The sequence below is a fragment of the Eikenella sp. NML99-0057 genome (genome assembly GCF_001648535.1).
Taxonomy (GTDB): Bacteria; Pseudomonadota; Gammaproteobacteria; order Burkholderiales; family Neisseriaceae; genus Eikenella; species Eikenella exigua.
Window position 1 is genome coordinate 52,156 of record NZ_LXST01000014.1, and the last position, 15,489, is coordinate 67,644.

Consider the following 15,489-nt stretch of genomic DNA (forward strand, 5'->3'; position numbering starts at 1 on the left):
GTGTGAGGGTCAAGATGAGAATTGGCGAATTTGCCAAGCAAAGCGGCATCAGTGTGCGGATGCTGCGGTTTTATGAAAGTGCCGGCATCCTTGTGCCTGCGCGCACGCCGGGCGGTTATCGGGAATACCGCGAGCAAGACATCGCCTTTGTCCGCAAGGTGGTGCTGCTCAACCGCGCCGGCCTCGCCCTGAAAGACATCGCCCTGATGCGCGACTGCTTAAATGACGAGCCGCAAAACTTTTGCCCAGCGTTACGCGGCAAACTGGCCAACACACTCGCACACATCGGCAGCCAAATCAAGAGTCTGCACCAATCGGAACAACTGCTGGCCAGCTTGCTGGCGGCGGAGGGTGAAAAATGGCGGGAATAAGGTTCAGGCTACCTGAAAAATACTCGTTTCAATCATAAAATATGATTAAAGGCTACCTGAAAGTTTCAGGTAGCCTTTAAGGGCAATCAGCTTACAAACAGGCTGACGGTTACAACCCAAATACCGATGTATCGCCCGCGCCTTGGCGGATAAGCTCGGTGCCATTGGTCATATCGATTACCGTGGTCGGCTCGGTGCCGCACCAGCCGCCGTCGATGATTAAATCCACAGCGTGTTCGAGCAGGTTGCGGATTTCGTAGGGGTCGGTTTGCGGCTCGGTTTCTTCGGGCAGCATCAGGGTGCAGGAGAGCATGGGCTCGCCCAGCTCGGCCAAAAGGGCGAGAGCGATTTGGTTGTCGGGCACGCGAAGGCCGATGGTTTTGCGTTTGGGGTGCAGCGTGCGGTTGGGCACTTCTTTGGTGGCGGGCAGGATAAAGGTGTATGCGCCCGGGGTGGCGGCTTTGAGCTGGCGGAATTGGCTGTTGTCCACCTTGGCGTAAGTGCCCAGCTCGCTCAAATCGGCGCACATGAGGGTGAGGTGGTGTTTCAAATCGATTTGGCGGATGGCTAGGATGCGTTCCATGGCTTCCTTATTACCCATCTGGCAGCCGAGCGCGTAGCAGGAGTCGGTGGGATACACGATCACGCCGCCCTGGCGCACGATTTCGGCGGCTTGTTTCACCAGCCGCTCTTGGGGATTTTCGGGGTGGATGGCGAAGAATTGTGCCATGGCTCTCTCCTGCTGGAAAAACGAGTATTTTAAGCCTTTATGCTGCGCCTTGTCCTGAATTAAATTGAATTCACGCTGCTTAAATCCCGTTGTGTTTTTCAGGTAGCCTGTTTACCTGTTTAAACCTAAGCCAGCAGCCTGTGTGCCTGCTGTTTGATATAATGCCGTATTCATTCATAACACAGCAGATTAATTCTCTATATAGGCGTGCCAACGCTATATTGGAGAACTAAGTGCTTAGCTATACACACCAAATCATGCTCGAAGAACTAGCCCACATCGCCCTGCCCGGCTTTTTGCTGCTGGCTTTCAGCATCAGTGCCGCCACCGAAACCCCCACCGCCCGCAGCGAAACCGCTCCAGCCGAAATTTCCTATCTCTGTCAGCTGGCCGACGGGCGCAGTGTGCGCACCTCCTTGCCGCAAGGCTGTTGCCGACCCGTGGCCAAATCTTTGGCTGAGGAAGAGGTTGATTTGCCTAAGCAGGCCGCTGCCGCTCCCGTGGCTGCCGCCTCTGAGCCAGTTAAACAGACTGCCAACAACGCCGATACCGGCAGCGAATTGCCCGATGTGTGGCAGGAAGCCGTGGCTGCCGCCAGCGATGTGGAAATCAGCAAACCCGTGTCCATGCGCGTTACCCTGCGCCACCAGCCCGAGCGTCGCGCCCCCGTGCACCCTGCGCCGGTGATTGCTGCCGCCAAACCGCTTACACCCAAGGAAATCATCGCCCGCGACATCCGTCGTGAAGAACGTGCCTTGGCGCGGGTAGAACGCGAGCTGGCCACTGCCCGCCGCAACAACCAGTCTGATCGTGCCGGCAACCTGCAACTGCAAATTGCCGACCGCCGCTCCGGCTTGCAGTCGCTGCGCCAAGAGCTGCGCCGGCATCAGTAGGCTACTGTTGTAAGCATGATTAAAGGCTACCTGAAAGGTTTCAGGTAGCCTTTTGATATTTTGAGTGCTTGCAGATTTGTTCTTTTGCAAGGAATAGGATGGTATTTCAGGTGGTCTGCGCCGCTGAGGCTACCTGAAACAAGCCCGAATATCCTCGCATCAATAAACTTGCACACCTGCCCGGAACATGGCAGGCTACCTGAAAATTCTTCATGAAAGAGAAACCATGTTTCAGGTAGCCTTTTCTTTTGCCGGCCGGAGGTGTGCATGAGCCGGCAAACCATCGTGATTATCGGCGGCAGCGGCTTTATCGGCCGCCATCTGGCTGCGGCGTATCAGGCCGACGGCCATCGGGTGATCATCGTTAGCCGCCATCCGGCCAGCGCGCTGGAGGCGGATAAGCGTTTTGAATACATCGCCGCGCTGCACCACCTCTACGACAGCACCCGCCCCGATTTGCTGATTAACCTGGCGGGGGTGTCGGTGGGCGAAGGCCGCTGGACGGCGCAGCGCAAGCAGGAGCTGTTGCAAAGCCGCTTACAGCTGGTGCAGGCTGTGGCCGACTGGCTGCGCCGCCACCCGCAGCCGCCGTGCCTCATCATTCAGGCTTCCGCCGTGGGCTATTATGGCAATGGCAGCGCGGAGGGCTGGCCGCCGTGTGCGGAAAACGCACCACCGCAAAATGTTTTCCCTTCGCAGCTGTGCCAGCAATGGGAAGCGGCGATACAGCGCGTACAGCAGGAGAGCGGCGTGCCGGTGGCCGTGTGCCGCCTTGGTGTGGTGCTGGGCAGGGATGGCGGCATTTTGCCGCAGCTGCTCAAACCGGTGCGCTACTGCGCGGGCCGGCTCGGCAGCGGCGAGCAGCCCCTGCCGTGGGTGCATATGGATGATATCGTAGCCGCCATCCGTTTTCTGGCCACGCAACCGCACAACAGCTTTCAGGCCTACAACATTACTGCCCCCAAGCGCACCACCCAGCTCGACTTTGCTCGCGCTGCCGCCCAACGGCTGCGCCGCCCGCTGTTGTTTTCCGTTCCCGAGCAGATGTTGCGCCTGATGCTGGGCGAGCAGGCCGATTTGGTGTTGGACGGCCAATTTGCCCCGCCGAAAGCCCTGTTGCAGCAAGGATTTGAGTTTGCCTTCCCCACCATTGAGCGTGCGCTCGACAACCTGCTGAATTAGGCCACCCAATTCAATCCTTAGCTGCTGCTTAAAATCAGGTAAAATAGCGTTTTCCTGTTTTAAATTTTTCCCCGAAAGAGTGCCATGACTCAATCCCTCAGCTACCGCGATGCCGGTGTCGATATCGATGCGGGCGACCAACTGGTCGAAAACATCAAATCCTTTGCCAAGCGCACCATGCGCCCCGAAGTGTTGGGAGGCTTGGGCGGCTTCGGCGCGCTGGTGGAAATCAGCAAAAAGTATCAAAACCCCGTGCTGGTAAGCGGCACCGACGGCGTAGGCACCAAGCTGAAACTAGCGTTTGAATGGGATATTCACGACACCGTGGGCATCGACCTGGTGGCCATGAGCGTGAACGACATCCTCGTACAAGGCGCAGAGCCGCTGTTTTTCCTCGACTATTTCGCCTGCGGTAAGCTCGATGTGGCGCGCGCCACCGATGTGATTAAAGGCATCGCCGAGGGCTGCGAACAATCCGGCTGCGCCCTGATTGGCGGCGAAACGGCCGAAATGCCCGGCATGTATCCCGAAGGCGAATACGATTTGGCCGGCTTCGCCGTGGGCGTGGTGGAAAAAAGCAAAGTCATCAACGGCCGCAGCATCCGGCCGGGCGACGTGGTGCTCGGCCTCGCCTCCAACGGCGCACACTCCAACGGCTACTCCCTCATCCGCAAAATCATCGAGCGCAGCAATCCCGATTTAGATGCCGAATTCGACGGAGGTAAAACCCTGCGCCAAGCCGTTATCGCGCCTACCCGCCTGTATGTGAAACCGATTTTGGCGGCGCTGGAAAGATTTGAAATCAAAGGCATGGCGCACATTACCGGTGGCGGCATTACCGAAAATATCCCGCGCGTGCTGCCTGAAAACTGCGTGGCGCAAATCGATGCCCAATCTTGGCCGCTGCCCAAACTGTTCCAATGGCTGCAACAGGCCGGCAACGTGGAGCAGCAGGAAATGTACCGCACCTTCAACTGCGGCATTGGCATGGCTGTTGTCGTGCCTGCCGAGCAGGCTGAGGCAGTGCAGGCCTTCCTCACCGAACAAGGCGAAACCGTGTACCGCCTGGGCACAATCTGCGAACGCGCGGGAAGCGAGCATCAAACACAGGTGGCATAAATAGTTTCAGGTAGCCTAATTATTGGTATGGGGAGGCTACCTGAAAAATCTAAGTGCTTCTTATTTATTAAGATTAATAAGATTAAAAAGGGGAGGTAATGGGCGTCTATCGCTGCAACCATTGTAAACAACTAGGGGAACATTCTGTACAAGAAGGTGCCGTATGCCAAAAATGTGGGCAGCCCGTTATCGTTTACGATACCGTGTATTTCATCAACCAGCTGATTAACCGCTACGCTGCTGTTATGCGTGAACTAAATGCGTTGAAAGAGCAGGAAAGCGAACAGGTTTCTAATTCAGCAAATGAGGCCACACAATCAAGTGATACCAATCCACTATACGGCATTAAATTGTCGAATACTGAAGTTCTAAGTACTACACAGCAGCATTTCGGATTGGCGCAATGGTTTGCTGACAAACAAATTACCCCAAACTTCGACTATTCCGCCGTGGACATGAGCGGCTATTACGATGAAGCTGCCGAACGTATTGGGCAGTATTACAACGTATTTAAAGACATTATCAGTAGAATTGCTTGGTCATACCGCAATAGCCACAGCGGGCTGAATTTGGGTTTGAAAAAATACTCGCAAAAAGACGCCCAACAAATTAACACCCTCTGCCGCGAGTTTTATAGCAACACCCTATTTTCCCGTTATTCTTATCAAAAACAAGATAAACTCATCCACTTGAAACTACAAAGTGCCGCACCTGTCCGCCAATTTTTTAGTGGTGAATGGCTGGAGTGGTATGCACTCGGGCAGATATTGAAAGAAGCCAAGCAACGAGGGAAAACTTTCTCTTTCTCTTGTGCCAGAAGCTTGGAAATCCGTTTCGCCAATGAAGACCTGCATGAACTGGATGTTGTCTTTCTGCCTACTGGCAAACAGCCTTTGGTAATCGAATGCAAAACCGGTGAGTACCGTCGCGATTTGGATAAATACCTTACCCTACGCAAACGGCTGAATATTCCCGCCGAAAACTTTATCTTACTGGTTACCGATATAGACGAAGCACAGGCCAAAGCTTTCAGCAGTATGTATGAATTAGCTTCCTTACCCTGCCCATGCTACCTGAACACATCAAGGTTCTAATGTAGGCAGAAGTTATAAAAAACCATTTCTACCAATTAACCAATAAAGGCAACAACATTATGGCAAAAAATATCGTAGTAATCGGCGCACAATGGGGCGACGAAGGCAAAGGCAAAATCGTAGACTGGCTGGCCGAAGAATGCGCCGGTGTGGTGCGTTTCCAAGGCGGCCACAATGCCGGGCACACGCTGGTGGTGAACGGCAAAAAAACCGTGCTGCGCCTGATTCCCAGCGGCATCCTGCATGAAAACCTGCATTGTTATATCGGCTCGGGCGTGGTGGTTTCCCCCGAAGCCCTGCTCGGCGAAATTGACGAGCTCACCGCGGCCGGCGTGAAAAACGTGGCCGGTCGGCTGCACATCGCCCCCACCTGCCCGATGATTCTGCCCTACCACATTGCGCTCGATCATGCCCGCGAAGCCTCCAAAGGCGCCGGCAAAATCGGCACCACCGGCCGCGGCATCGGCCCGGCTTACGAAGACAAAGTAGCCCGCCGCGCCATCCGCTTGGGCGATTTGGCCAATACCGAGCTCTTGTCCGACAAACTGCGCGCCAACCTTGAAGTGTATAACGTGCAGCTGCAACACCTGCATGGCGCAGAACCCGTGCAGTTTGATGACGTGATGGCCAAAATCAACGCCTTCAAAGAGCGTATTCTGCCGATGCTCGCCGACGTGTCGCGCAGCCTGCATGACACCATTCAGTGCGGCGAACGCCTGCTGTTTGAAGGTGCGCAAGGCACGCTGTTGGATATCGACTACGGCACTTATCCCTTTGTTACCTCGTCCAACTGCTTGGCAGGCGCTGCCTCTTCCGGTGCTGGCGTGCCGCCGCAGGCCTTGGATTATGTGCTCGGCATCGTGAAGGCCTACACCACCCGCGTCGGTTCCGGCCCCTTCCCCACCGAACTGTTCGACGACACCGGCAAAGGCCTGGCCGAACGCGGCAACGAATTCGGCTCGGTAACCGGCCGTGCTCGCCGTTGCGGCTGGTTTGATGCCGCCGCCCTCAAGCGCTCCATCCAAATCAACGGCATCAGCGGCCTGTGCATCACCAAGCTCGACGTGATGGACGGCATCCCCGAAATCAAAATCTGCACCGGCTACACTCTGCCCGACGGCAGCACCACCGATATCCTGCCCTTTGGCAGCGATGCCGTGGCCGGTTGCACCCCAATCTACGAAACCTTACCCGGCTGGACAGAATCCACCTTCGGCGTGCAAAGCTTTGATCAGCTGCCGGAAAATGCCAAAGGCTATCTGAAACGCATCGCAGAAGTATGCGGCGCGCCCATCGCCATTGTCTCCACTGGCCCAGATCGCGTGGAGACCATCGTGCTGCAGCATCCGTTTACCAATTAAACCACTGGGCTGGATGAGAAAAGGCTACCTGAAGGGGTTCAGGTAGCCTCCTCCATGTACAAGGTGAGTGCAGAGCAACTTTGTGAGCCATATTACGAGAGAAATATTGCAAGGGAAAGCTCCAGTATACGTGCGGCACACTCCATGCACATAGTTTGCTATACTAAATCGAAGGCTACCTGAGAATACAGATTGCCTGGTTTAGCTTCGTTGAAGCGTTACTTTCAGGTAACCCTATTTTCCTTTGTTCCAAACAATCAAGAAGAGTATAGGCAAAGAAAAGGCTTGCCGAAGCAAGCCTTTTGTTGGGTTACTAGGCTAGGCTAGCCACAAATTAGAATTTATGTACCACGCCAGTGCCTACGCCCCAGTTGTTTACGTTTTTATCGTTAGTGTTGGCTTTTTCACGCAACCAACCTACAGATACCAAGCCAGTGGTGCGGCGAGAGAACGCGTAGTCAGCACCAACAATGGCTTGCAGGTAGCGACCACCATCGGTCCGAACATTATCACTCTTAGCACGGCCGTAAGCTACAGTTGCTTTCGGAGTAATAGCACCGAAAGTGTAAGCAGCAGAGAGTTGAGCCTCTGTGGTTTTGCCGTTGTTTTCGGTGGTAGCAGCAACGTCAGCATCTGCAAAGAAGTCAGTGTTTACGTTTTTAGCGTATTGGAAACCACCAGCAACATACAGGTTGTTAGCATCATAACCTACAGACAGGTTGTGAGCGTGGCTGTCTTTCCGACCGGCAGCAGCACTGGTAGATTTGCGAGCGTATTCAGTTGCGTAACGTGCGAAGAAGCCGCTGTTTTTGTAACCTAAGCCCAAACCAAATACCGGCTTGCCGTCATTAGTGCGGCCGCCGTGTACGTTAGCACCAGGAGCCATCTGGAATGAGAAGTCAAAACCACCAAAGTCAGGAGACTGATAGTTCAAGCTGGTACGGCGAGTACCGAAACGGGTATAGCGATCCAAGCCTAAGAGGTAGCTGCCATATTCCCAGTTGTCTTGGGCAACTACAGCATTTCTCAGCGGAGTGCTTACACGACCAACTTTAACAGTACCGAAACCACCTTCCAAACCAATGAAGCTGTCTCGGTTGTTTACAAAGCTACCACCGGCCAAGCTGGTGTTAGCTTCAACTTGCCAAATAGCTTTCAGGTTGCCACCCAGGTCTTCAGAACCTTTGAAGCCGATGTAGCTACCGTAGTCAACCACACCCCAAGCGTTTCTTACGCTCTTCGGCTGGGCAGAGGTGCCTTCACGAACAAATTCAACACCGGCACGGATGTTACCGTACAGAATCACTTCTGCAGAAGCGGCAACCGGCAAGGAAACCAATGCTAATGCAATCAGGGTTTTTTTCATGCTGCATTCCTTTATCTATGTCTAAACTAAAAATACACACTTAAAAAAGAAACTTCGTCTTCCTTTATTTAAGCTCTTACGCAATCGCCGCATTAGCGATTTCATAACTGCAATATAATTGTTCGGCGGCAAAAAAACAAATCCAATCGCGGGCAAAACAGCAGATGCGGGCGAAGTTGTATGCTTTATGCAACAATGTAGCGCTGTGTTGAGGGGCGGGTTTTGTGTTGTTTCAGGGCTGTGCTTTCTGGCAGAATCTGGTTGCGCGGCGAGGATTGCCTTGGTACGCGATACGGCCTATTATCGTATAAATTATGTTCCGGCTGCCAGAAGGTGGTGCAGCCGGGAGTTTGAAATAAATGTTTGAGAGTTTATGAGCCACACTGTACACCTGAAATTTGAAGAGATAGACAACTCTGTTTTGCAGCGGCTGTGCGGGCCGCTGGAAGAGAATTTGGAAAAACTTGGTAAAGTGTTGGAAGTGGAAATTGGGCGACAGTTTGCCGAATTTGCCTTTATTGGCAATCATGCTCATGCAGCGCGGGCCGCCCTCTTAAAGCTGGCCGAATTGGCTGAGCGGCGGGATTTGGACGATAACGACATCCAGCTCTCAGCAGTAGAGGCCAAAACAGCCGACGAGACTTTTGTGCCAAAGAGCGAAGCTGGATATCAGTATTTCCTGCAAACGCGGCGCGGCAAGCTGGGCGGACGCACGCCGCGCCAAAACGGTTATATCCGCGCACTGCTCAACCACGATATTGTGTTTGGCCTGGGCCCGGCGGGCACGGGCAAAACTTATTTGGCAGTAGCGGCAGCAGTGGACGCAATGAGCAAACATGAGGTGGAACGCATTGTATTAGTTCGCCCTGCGGTGGAAGCGGGGGAGAAACTCGGCTTTCTGCCGGGCGATTTGGTGCAAAAGGTAGACCCTTATCTGCGCCCGCTGTATGACGCGCTGTATGATTTGATGGGCTTCGACCGCGTTACCAAGCTGCTGGAACGCGGGCTGATTGAAATTGCACCGCTGGCCTATATGCGCGGGCGTACGCTGAACGGCTCGTATGTGATTCTAGACGAAGCGCAAAATACCACTCCGGAACAGATGAAAATGTTCCTCACGCGTATCGGCTTCGGCGCTAAGGCAGCAATCACCGGCGACATCAGCCAAATCGACTTGCCACGCAATATTAAGTCCGGTCTGAAAGACGCGCGGGAAAAACTGCAAGGCATCGAGGGCATTTATTTCCACACCTTTACCAGCGAAGACGTGGTACGCCATCCCTTGGTGCAGAAAATTGTGGATGCTTACGATGCTGCGAATGCAGAGCGGGAAGAGTAGCGTTTGCCGCCTTTGCCCCTTTAATTATTCCGGTTTCAGGTAGCCTTTAAATAGATGGTTTGAGGCTACCTGAAATTTATCTCGGGTTCGACCTTAACCTTCAAAGTAAAGAACGATTATGCAAAATATGCGGCTGCAGTTGCGGCTCTATTTCAAAATATTCACGCCATTTGGGCATATGTGAATAAGTCGCATTTCCTTCACCAAATGATACAATCGTACCAAACCTTGCGGGAGAATTAAGAATAATGGGCAAAATGGAATGGATGATTGCGGTTTTGGCGGCAGGGCTGGCGGCTGGGGTGGCGTGGATACGGCATCGCCGGCAAACTGGTCAAGATTCTTACTTACCGTTGTGGCGGCCTTTGGTGTGGCTGGCGGGTTGGCTGGCTATACTCTTGGGTATTATCGGCATTTTTTTGCCGGGTTTGCCGACTGTACCGTTTGTGTTGCTGGCGGCAGGCTGTTGGTCGCGCACATCGCCGCGTTTCCACCGTTGGCTGAGCGAACACCGCCATTTCGGCCCGATGGTGCGTGACTGGGAGCGCAAACGGGTGATTCCGCTTAAGGGCAAGATAATATCGGCGTTGATGATGTCCTGTTCGTGTGCGTGGATGCTGTATCGTTTCCCAGAGCGCTGGTGGGCAGGTGCGGGGATGGTGATAGTGTGTTTGGCGGTAACAGTGTGGATGTGGCAGTTGCCGAGCAAGTAAAGTTGAGGGGGGGACATGAGGAAGGGGCTACCTGAAATCTTCAGGTAGCCCCTCCTGTATCAAATAATGTGCCGTTCTACAGGCTGTGTACTTTGAAAAACAGTCCTTCAATTGGAGCGAGCTGTTTGTCTGCAGAGTGTGCCGGTGGCTTCTTGCAGGATTTGTTGAGTCATGATTTTTCCCTTTCGGGCGTGGTGGATACGGCTGCAGTAATTGTTTTTCATACCGGGCGAGCCAACGCGGTATGAAGCAATAAGTGCTTTAGCTGTAATGTTTGGCAGTATAAGGGTTTTGTGGCGATGGGTAGTAGCGTATTGCGGCAAGATGGTGTTTCTTCGCGAGAAAGGATAGTTATGTTTTCACTTTGTTGGAGCTCTTGTTTTCAGGCAGCCTGTACTGGATGGTGGCTTCCTTGAATAATAAAGGCTACCTGAAATTCCAGCTGCGCAGAAACTTGTGTAGCCGTTTTAACTTCGTTGAAGCTTACACTTTCAGGTAGCCTTTTACCTACTATGGAATCATAAAATCTGCCACACGAAGAAAATCAAGGTGTGCAGGATAAACAGCGGCACGAGGATGCCGAACGACCAGGCCATGTAGCCGAAGAAGCCGGGCATGGGCACTTTGCGCTGTTCGGCGATGGCTTTCACCATGAAGTTGGGGGCGTTGCCGATGTAGCTGAGTGCGCCCATGAACACGGAACCCATGGACACGGCGAGCAGTGTGTGGAACAGGTGGCCGTTCATCAGGGTGTGTGTGTCGCCGCCGGCCATGTTGAAGAACACGAGGTAGGTGGGGGCGTTATCCAAAAAGGCGGAGAGCATGCCGGTCATCCAGAAATACATGGTATTGATCGGATTGCCGGAAGCATCGTGCACGAGGGAAATCAGCGGGGCAAACGCACCGTGTTCGCCGGCTTGCAGTATGGCCAATACGGGGGCGATGGTGATGAAGATGCCGAGGAAGAGTTTGCCCACTTCGGCGATGGGCCCCCAGTTGAATTCGTTGCCGGCACGCACCTGTTTGGGGGTGATGGCGAGGGAAGTAATGGCCAGTGCCACCAACATCAGGTCGCGGGTGAGGTTTTGCAGGGCGTAGTGGGTGCCAAAAATTTCCAGGCCAGGGTGTGCGGGCTTCCAAATGCCGGACATTATCACGGCTGCCACTACGCCGCCCAGGAGCAGGAAGTTCCATTTGCCCATGAGCTTGATTTTTTCGGTCGGGCTGTCTGGGCTCGGGTCTTTGGCAAGGATTTCGTCGGCTTGGGCGAAGTATTTGCTGTCGAGGACGTAGAACACGATGAGCAGCACAGCAGCACTAATCAACACGGGCGGCAGCATGTGTTGCACTGTCCACATGAAATCCACGCCTTTGAGGAAGCCGAGGAAGAGGGGTGGATCGCCCAGCGGGGTGAGGCCGCCGCCGATATTGGCCACGAGGAAAATGAAGAAGACCACCACGTGCACGCGGTGCTTGCGATTGTCGTTGGCTTTGAGGATGGGGCGGATCATCAGCATGGCGGCGCCGGTGGTGCCCATCACGGAGGCTAGGAGCGTGCCGATGGCGAGCAGCGCGGTGTTCATGCGTGGGCTGCCGTGCAGATTGCCCCACACGAGGATACCGCCGGAGATGGTGTAGAGCGCCCACAGCAGTAAAATGAAGGGGATGTATTCGGCCACCAAGGCGTGCACCAGCACGTGCAGGCTGGTGGAGAAGCCGTACACGAGGGTAAAGGGGATGAGGAAGGCCAGGGTCCACGCTGCGGTGATTTTGCCGAAGTGGTGGTGCCAAATGTGGGCGAAAAACAGCGGGCCGGTGGCGATGGAGAGCAGAATCAGCACGAAGGGAATGCCCCAGGGCAGGCTCAGCTCGGCGCCGTTGAGCTCGCCGGCCAGCGCGGGAAGCGGCAGGGCGAGCAGCGGCAGGAAGAGGGCGGTTCGGATACGCATCGGGTTTCCTTATTGGCAGGTGGTCACAAACAAAATATTTCAGCCGGACGGGTTATTCCGGCTGCTTTACTGTGCTGATTGTAAATGAAAGCGGGCGGTGTGTCAGTATATGTTATACGATGACGGCGGCAGGCTACCTGAAAATAAGTAGGCTTTATTTCCTATCCCAGTCACTTAGGCGGCAGAGGAGGCTACCTAAAACCCACCCGCCCGCTGTGCTACAATCCCGCCCTTGAATCGAACTGCCGCAAACCCGCCATGACCAAGAAAAAACCGAAAACCTTTGAAGAAGCCGTGAGCCGGCTGGAAGCCATCAACCAAGCCATGCAGGCCAGCGATATGCCGCTGGAAGACGCGCTGGCCGCCTATCAGGAAGGCAGCGAACTGGTGCGTTTCTGCCAAGCGCGGCTGGCCGAAGTGGAGCAGAAGCTGCAAGTGCTGGATTCCGGCGTGGAACGCGAGCTGGTGTTGGAACAAGATGAATAAACCCAATAATTGGCAACAACGCGCCCGCGCCCAAGCCGAACTTGTGCTGGAGCGCGTGCTGCCCCCAGAAAACAGCCTGCCGCAGCGGCTGCACCAAGCCATGCGCTATGCCGTGCTCGGCGGCGGCAAACGGCTGCGCCCGCTGCTGGTGCTGGCTGCCGCCGAACTAGGCCAATCCGAAGCCGCCGCTGCCGAGGCCGCCCTGGCCGCCGTGGAGCTGGTGCACGTTTATTCCTTGGTACACGACGACATGCCCGCCATGGACAACGACAGCCTGCGCCGCGGCAAACCCACCTGCCACGTCCAATACGACGAAGCCACCGCCCTTCTGGTGGGCGACGCGCTGCAAACCCTCGCTTTCGACGTGCTCAGCCGCCCCAACGACCTGCCCGCGCAGCGGCAGTTGCAAATGGTGCACACCCTCGCCCGCGCTTCCGGCAGCCTTGGCATGGCCGGCGGGCAGGCCATCGATTTGCAATTCGTGGGGCAGCATATTGGCCAGCCAGAATTGGAAACCATGCACCGCCTGAAAACCGGCGCCCTCATCCGCGCCGCCGTGGCCCTGGGCGCGCTAAGCTGCCCCGATTTGGACGCTGCTGCCCTGGCACGGCTCGACGACTACGCCGCCAAACTCGGCCTCGCCTTCCAAGTGATCGACGACGTGCTCGACTGCGAGGCCGATACCGCCACCTTGGGCAAAACCGCCGGTAAAGACCAAGAAGCTGACAAGCCCACTTATGTCAAACTCATGGGGCTGAACACCGCCCGCGACTATGCCGAACGGCTCGTGGCCGAAGCGCAGCAGGCCTTGTCCGGCTTCGATGCCCGTGCCGACCGTCTGCGCCAACTGGCCGCCTTCGTTACCGAACGGCGAAACTAAGGGGTTACCGGCCGAAAAAGAGAAAGGCTACCTGAAAAATCGGTGTGGCCTTTTTTCGTTTTCAGGTAGCCTGAAACAGCATGGGCTAGCTGGAATGCCGATTGCTCAAGCTCGGTCGTATCGGCCTACATTGTGCGTTGTTAATCTATAGTGGATTAAATTTAAACCAGTACAGCGTTGCCTCGCCTTGCCGTACTATCTGTACTGTCTGCGGCTTCGTCGCCTTGTCCTGATTTAAATTTAATCCACTATACTATAAAGGCTACCTGAAACTTTAGCTTCGCAGAAACTTCGCTGCGCTGAGTTTTCAGGTAGCCTTCCGTTATGCTTCAACGTTACTGGTGTAAAGCTTTGGGTTTACCAGTAATTCATCACTTTCCACCAAACGCCGCCGATAATCACGAAGACGGCGAGGTTGACCACGCTCATGATGAAGCCTGCTTTCCACCATTCGCCCAAGGTGGTGTAGCCGGAGCCGAAAATCACGGGCGAAGTACCGGTGGCGTAGTGGGTAAGGGTCATCATGATGCTGGAAGAGGAAGCCAGCAGCAGGGCGTAGAGCATGGGAGGCGCGCCCAAGGCCAGGCCGGCGGCATAGAAGGCGCTGAGCATGGCGGTGATGTGGGCGGTGGTGCTGGCGAAGATGTAGTGGGCATACATATAGGCCAGAAGCAGCAGGGTTACCGCGCCAACCCAGCCCATGCCTATGCCGCCGATGCCGCTTTCCAAGAGTTTGGAGAGCCAGGCAATCAGGCCGAGCTTGTTGAGGAAGGTGGCCATCATCACCAGGGCAGAGAACCAGGTAACGGTGTCCCACGCGCCTTTTTCAGTCAGGACATCCTGCCAGGTAAGCACGCCGCTGAGCAGCAGCAGGGAGAGGCCGAGGAAGGCGGTGGTAGTCGGGTTGACGGCGTAGGCTTTGCCGAAAATCATGGCTGGAATGCCTGCCCACAGCAGCAGCAGGATGGCAAAAATGCCCAACATAATTTTCTCGCCGCGGTTCATCGGGCCCAGTTCTTGCAGCTTGTCTTTGGCAAACTGAGAAGCGTTCGGGGTTTCTTTGATTTCGGGCGGGAAGAAGAGATACAGCACCAGCGGCATCAGGAACATAGCTGCCAAACCGGGCACAAGCATAGCAACAGCCCAAGTGCCCCAGCTCAGATGGATATCGGAGTTGGTGGCTTTGGCGATCAGATCCACGATCAGCGGGTTGGGCGCGGTGGCAGTGATGAACATAGCAGAGGTAATAGGGTTGCTGTGGTAGTTTACCAAGGCCAGGTATTTGCCGATGCGGTTTTGCGTACCTTTTTCCGGGTCGGAATCGAAGCTGCCCGCAATGGATTTCATAATCGGGTGGATGATGCCGCCGCCGCGCGCAGTATTACTGGGCGTTACCGGGGCGAGAATCAGCTCGGAAATGGCCAGGCTGTAGCCGATGCCCAGCGTTTTCTTGCCGAACAAGGAGATAAAGTAGTAGCCGATACGCGCGCCCAGCCCGGTTTTTAGGATGCCGCGCGAAATCATAATGGAAATACCAATGAGCCAAATCAGCGGGTCGCCGAAGGAGCTCAAAGCATCTTTAATGGCCACGGTGGCCGGGCTTTTGATCGGGTTGCCTTCGGGATCAAGCTCGGGCACGGTTACCTTGGTAATGGCCACCAGCATAATGGCGAGAATCGACAGCGCGCCGATAGGCATGGCTTTACCGATGATGGCGGCAATCACGCCCACAAACAGCGCCAACAGATGCCAGGCATTGGGGGTAACGCCCTGCGGCACGGGAATGACAAACCAAATCAACAGCGTGAGCGCAACGGCCACCGCCATTGGCATGGGTTTAAACCCGAGTTTGTTGTCCATTTCCTACTCCTTAATTCAAGTTGATGAAAGTACTGCAACCAATGAATTGTCTAGCGCATTTTAGCAGTTTTTTACGTAAATAGAAGGAATTTACTTTGCTAAAATTTATCGTGAATACAATGAATTGTTGAAATGATATGAATGCG

Annotated in this window: 14 protein-coding genes; 10 read left to right on the forward strand and 4 right to left on the reverse strand. The window is 54.8% G+C overall.

Annotation, left to right across the window (positions count from 1 at the left end):
* Window positions 1-14 precede the first annotated feature (14 nt).
* A complete protein-coding gene (locus A7Q03_RS09430) occupies window positions 15-371 on the forward strand; it encodes a MerR family DNA-binding transcriptional regulator (RefSeq protein WP_067449322.1) in 357 nt (118 codons plus the stop codon).
* 109 nt (window positions 372-480) lie between these two features.
* Here A7Q03_RS09430 and A7Q03_RS09435 read toward each other — a convergent pair whose 3' ends face one another.
* Window positions 481-1,101 (reverse strand): L-threonylcarbamoyladenylate synthase, encoded by a 621-nt coding sequence (locus A7Q03_RS09435; RefSeq protein ID WP_064087235.1) that lies wholly within the window; start codon window positions 1,099-1,101, stop codon window positions 481-483.
* A 233-nt stretch (window positions 1,102-1,334) separates the two neighbouring features.
* On the opposite strand from A7Q03_RS09435, the gene A7Q03_RS09440 reads away from it, so the two are divergent.
* The 5 genes from A7Q03_RS09440 to A7Q03_RS09460 all read left to right on the forward strand — a co-directional run bounded on the left by A7Q03_RS09440 (window position 1,335) and on the right by A7Q03_RS09460 (window position 6,750).
* Window positions 1,335-1,994, forward strand: a complete 660-nt coding sequence (locus A7Q03_RS09440) for a hypothetical protein (protein ID WP_153705639.1) — start codon at window positions 1,335-1,337, stop codon at window positions 1,992-1,994.
* 267 nt (window positions 1,995-2,261) lie between these two features.
* On the forward strand, window positions 2,262-3,176 hold the full coding sequence (locus tag A7Q03_RS09445) for a TIGR01777 family oxidoreductase (RefSeq protein WP_067449326.1): 915 nt from the start codon (window positions 2,262-2,264) through the stop codon (window positions 3,174-3,176).
* Between the two features lie 84 nt (window positions 3,177-3,260).
* Window positions 3,261-4,295: a phosphoribosylformylglycinamidine cyclo-ligase gene (gene purM / locus A7Q03_RS09450; RefSeq protein ID WP_067449328.1), complete on the forward strand. Its 1,035-nt coding sequence runs from the start codon at window positions 3,261-3,263 to the stop codon at window positions 4,293-4,295.
* Window positions 4,296-4,393: 98 nt separating this feature from the next.
* Window positions 4,394-5,389, forward strand: a complete 996-nt coding sequence (locus A7Q03_RS09455; protein WP_082880741.1) for a hypothetical protein — start codon at window positions 4,394-4,396, stop codon at window positions 5,387-5,389.
* A gap of 59 nt (window positions 5,390-5,448) precedes the next feature.
* Window positions 5,449-6,750, forward strand: a complete 1,302-nt coding sequence (locus A7Q03_RS09460; protein ID WP_067449330.1) for an adenylosuccinate synthase — start codon at window positions 5,449-5,451, stop codon at window positions 6,748-6,750.
* A 334-nt stretch (window positions 6,751-7,084) separates the two neighbouring features.
* On the opposite strand, the gene A7Q03_RS09465 is transcribed toward A7Q03_RS09460, so the two are convergent.
* A complete protein-coding gene (locus A7Q03_RS09465) occupies window positions 7,085-8,116 on the reverse strand; it encodes a porin (protein ID WP_067449331.1) in 1,032 nt (343 codons plus the stop codon).
* Between the two features lie 373 nt (window positions 8,117-8,489).
* On the opposite strand from A7Q03_RS09465, the gene A7Q03_RS09470 reads away from it, so the two are divergent.
* Both A7Q03_RS09470 and A7Q03_RS09990 read left to right on the forward strand, forming a co-directional pair.
* Window positions 8,490-9,455 (forward strand): PhoH family protein, encoded by a 966-nt coding sequence (locus A7Q03_RS09470; protein ID WP_067449333.1) that lies wholly within the window; start codon window positions 8,490-8,492, stop codon window positions 9,453-9,455.
* 353 nt (window positions 9,456-9,808) lie between these two features.
* On the forward strand, window positions 9,809-10,168 hold the full coding sequence (locus A7Q03_RS09990; protein WP_167738619.1) for a YbaN family protein: 360 nt from the start codon (window positions 9,809-9,811) through the stop codon (window positions 10,166-10,168).
* Window positions 10,169-10,686: 518 nt separating this feature from the next.
* On the opposite strand, the gene A7Q03_RS09480 is transcribed toward A7Q03_RS09990, so the two are convergent.
* Window positions 10,687-12,117: a sodium:proton antiporter gene (locus tag A7Q03_RS09480; RefSeq protein ID WP_067449337.1), complete on the reverse strand. Its 1,431-nt coding sequence runs from the start codon at window positions 12,115-12,117 to the stop codon at window positions 10,687-10,689.
* Window positions 12,118-12,375: 258 nt separating this feature from the next.
* Between A7Q03_RS09480 and A7Q03_RS09485 the strand changes: the two genes are divergently transcribed.
* Window positions 12,376-12,603 carry an exodeoxyribonuclease VII small subunit gene (locus A7Q03_RS09485; protein ID WP_003823446.1) on the forward strand — a complete coding sequence of 76 codons (228 nt, stop codon included), beginning with the start codon at window positions 12,376-12,378 and terminating at the stop codon, window positions 12,601-12,603.
* The gene (locus A7Q03_RS09490) at window positions 12,596-13,483 is read left to right on the forward strand and encodes a polyprenyl synthetase family protein (RefSeq protein ID WP_067449339.1); all 888 of its coding nucleotides are present in this window, start codon (window positions 12,596-12,598) and stop codon (window positions 13,481-13,483) included. Before A7Q03_RS09485 ends, A7Q03_RS09490 begins: the two co-directional genes overlap by 8 nt.
* Window positions 13,484-13,840: 357 nt before the next feature.
* Here the strand turns inward: A7Q03_RS09490 and A7Q03_RS09495 are convergent, their stop codons facing one another.
* Window positions 13,841-15,343 (reverse strand): DASS family sodium-coupled anion symporter, encoded by a 1,503-nt coding sequence (locus A7Q03_RS09495; RefSeq protein ID WP_067449341.1) that lies wholly within the window; start codon window positions 15,341-15,343, stop codon window positions 13,841-13,843.
* Between the last annotated feature and the right edge of the window lie 146 nt (window positions 15,344-15,489).

What these genes read in the sequence shown, in the direction of transcription:
- A7Q03_RS09435 (WP_064087235.1), bottom strand. Translation starts at nt 1,101, where the DNA reads ATGGCACAATTCTTCGCCATCCACCCCGAAAATCCCCAAGAGCGGCTG.
- purM (WP_067449328.1), top strand. Translation starts at nt 3,261, where the DNA reads ATGACTCAATCCCTCAGCTACCGCGATGCCGGTGTCGATATCGATGCG.
- A7Q03_RS09430 (WP_067449322.1), top strand. Translation starts at nt 15, where the DNA reads ATGAGAATTGGCGAATTTGCCAAGCAAAGCGGCATCAGTGTGCGGATG.
- A7Q03_RS09485 (WP_003823446.1), top strand. Translation starts at nt 12,376, where the DNA reads ATGACCAAGAAAAAACCGAAAACCTTTGAAGAAGCCGTGAGCCGGCTG.
- A7Q03_RS09455 (WP_082880741.1), top strand. Translation starts at nt 4,394, where the DNA reads ATGGGCGTCTATCGCTGCAACCATTGTAAACAACTAGGGGAACATTCT.
- A7Q03_RS09495 (WP_067449341.1), bottom strand. Translation starts at nt 15,343, where the DNA reads ATGGACAACAAACTCGGGTTTAAACCCATGCCAATGGCGGTGGCCGTT.
- A7Q03_RS09460 (WP_067449330.1), top strand. Translation starts at nt 5,449, where the DNA reads ATGGCAAAAAATATCGTAGTAATCGGCGCACAATGGGGCGACGAAGGC.
- A7Q03_RS09445 (WP_067449326.1), top strand. Translation starts at nt 2,262, where the DNA reads ATGAGCCGGCAAACCATCGTGATTATCGGCGGCAGCGGCTTTATCGGC.
- A7Q03_RS09470 (WP_067449333.1), top strand. Translation starts at nt 8,490, where the DNA reads ATGAGCCACACTGTACACCTGAAATTTGAAGAGATAGACAACTCTGTT.
- A7Q03_RS09490 (WP_067449339.1), top strand. Translation starts at nt 12,596, where the DNA reads ATGAATAAACCCAATAATTGGCAACAACGCGCCCGCGCCCAAGCCGAA.
- A7Q03_RS09480 (WP_067449337.1), bottom strand. Translation starts at nt 12,117, where the DNA reads ATGCGTATCCGAACCGCCCTCTTCCTGCCGCTGCTCGCCCTGCCGCTT.
- A7Q03_RS09465 (WP_067449331.1), bottom strand. Translation starts at nt 8,116, where the DNA reads ATGAAAAAAACCCTGATTGCATTAGCATTGGTTTCCTTGCCGGTTGCC.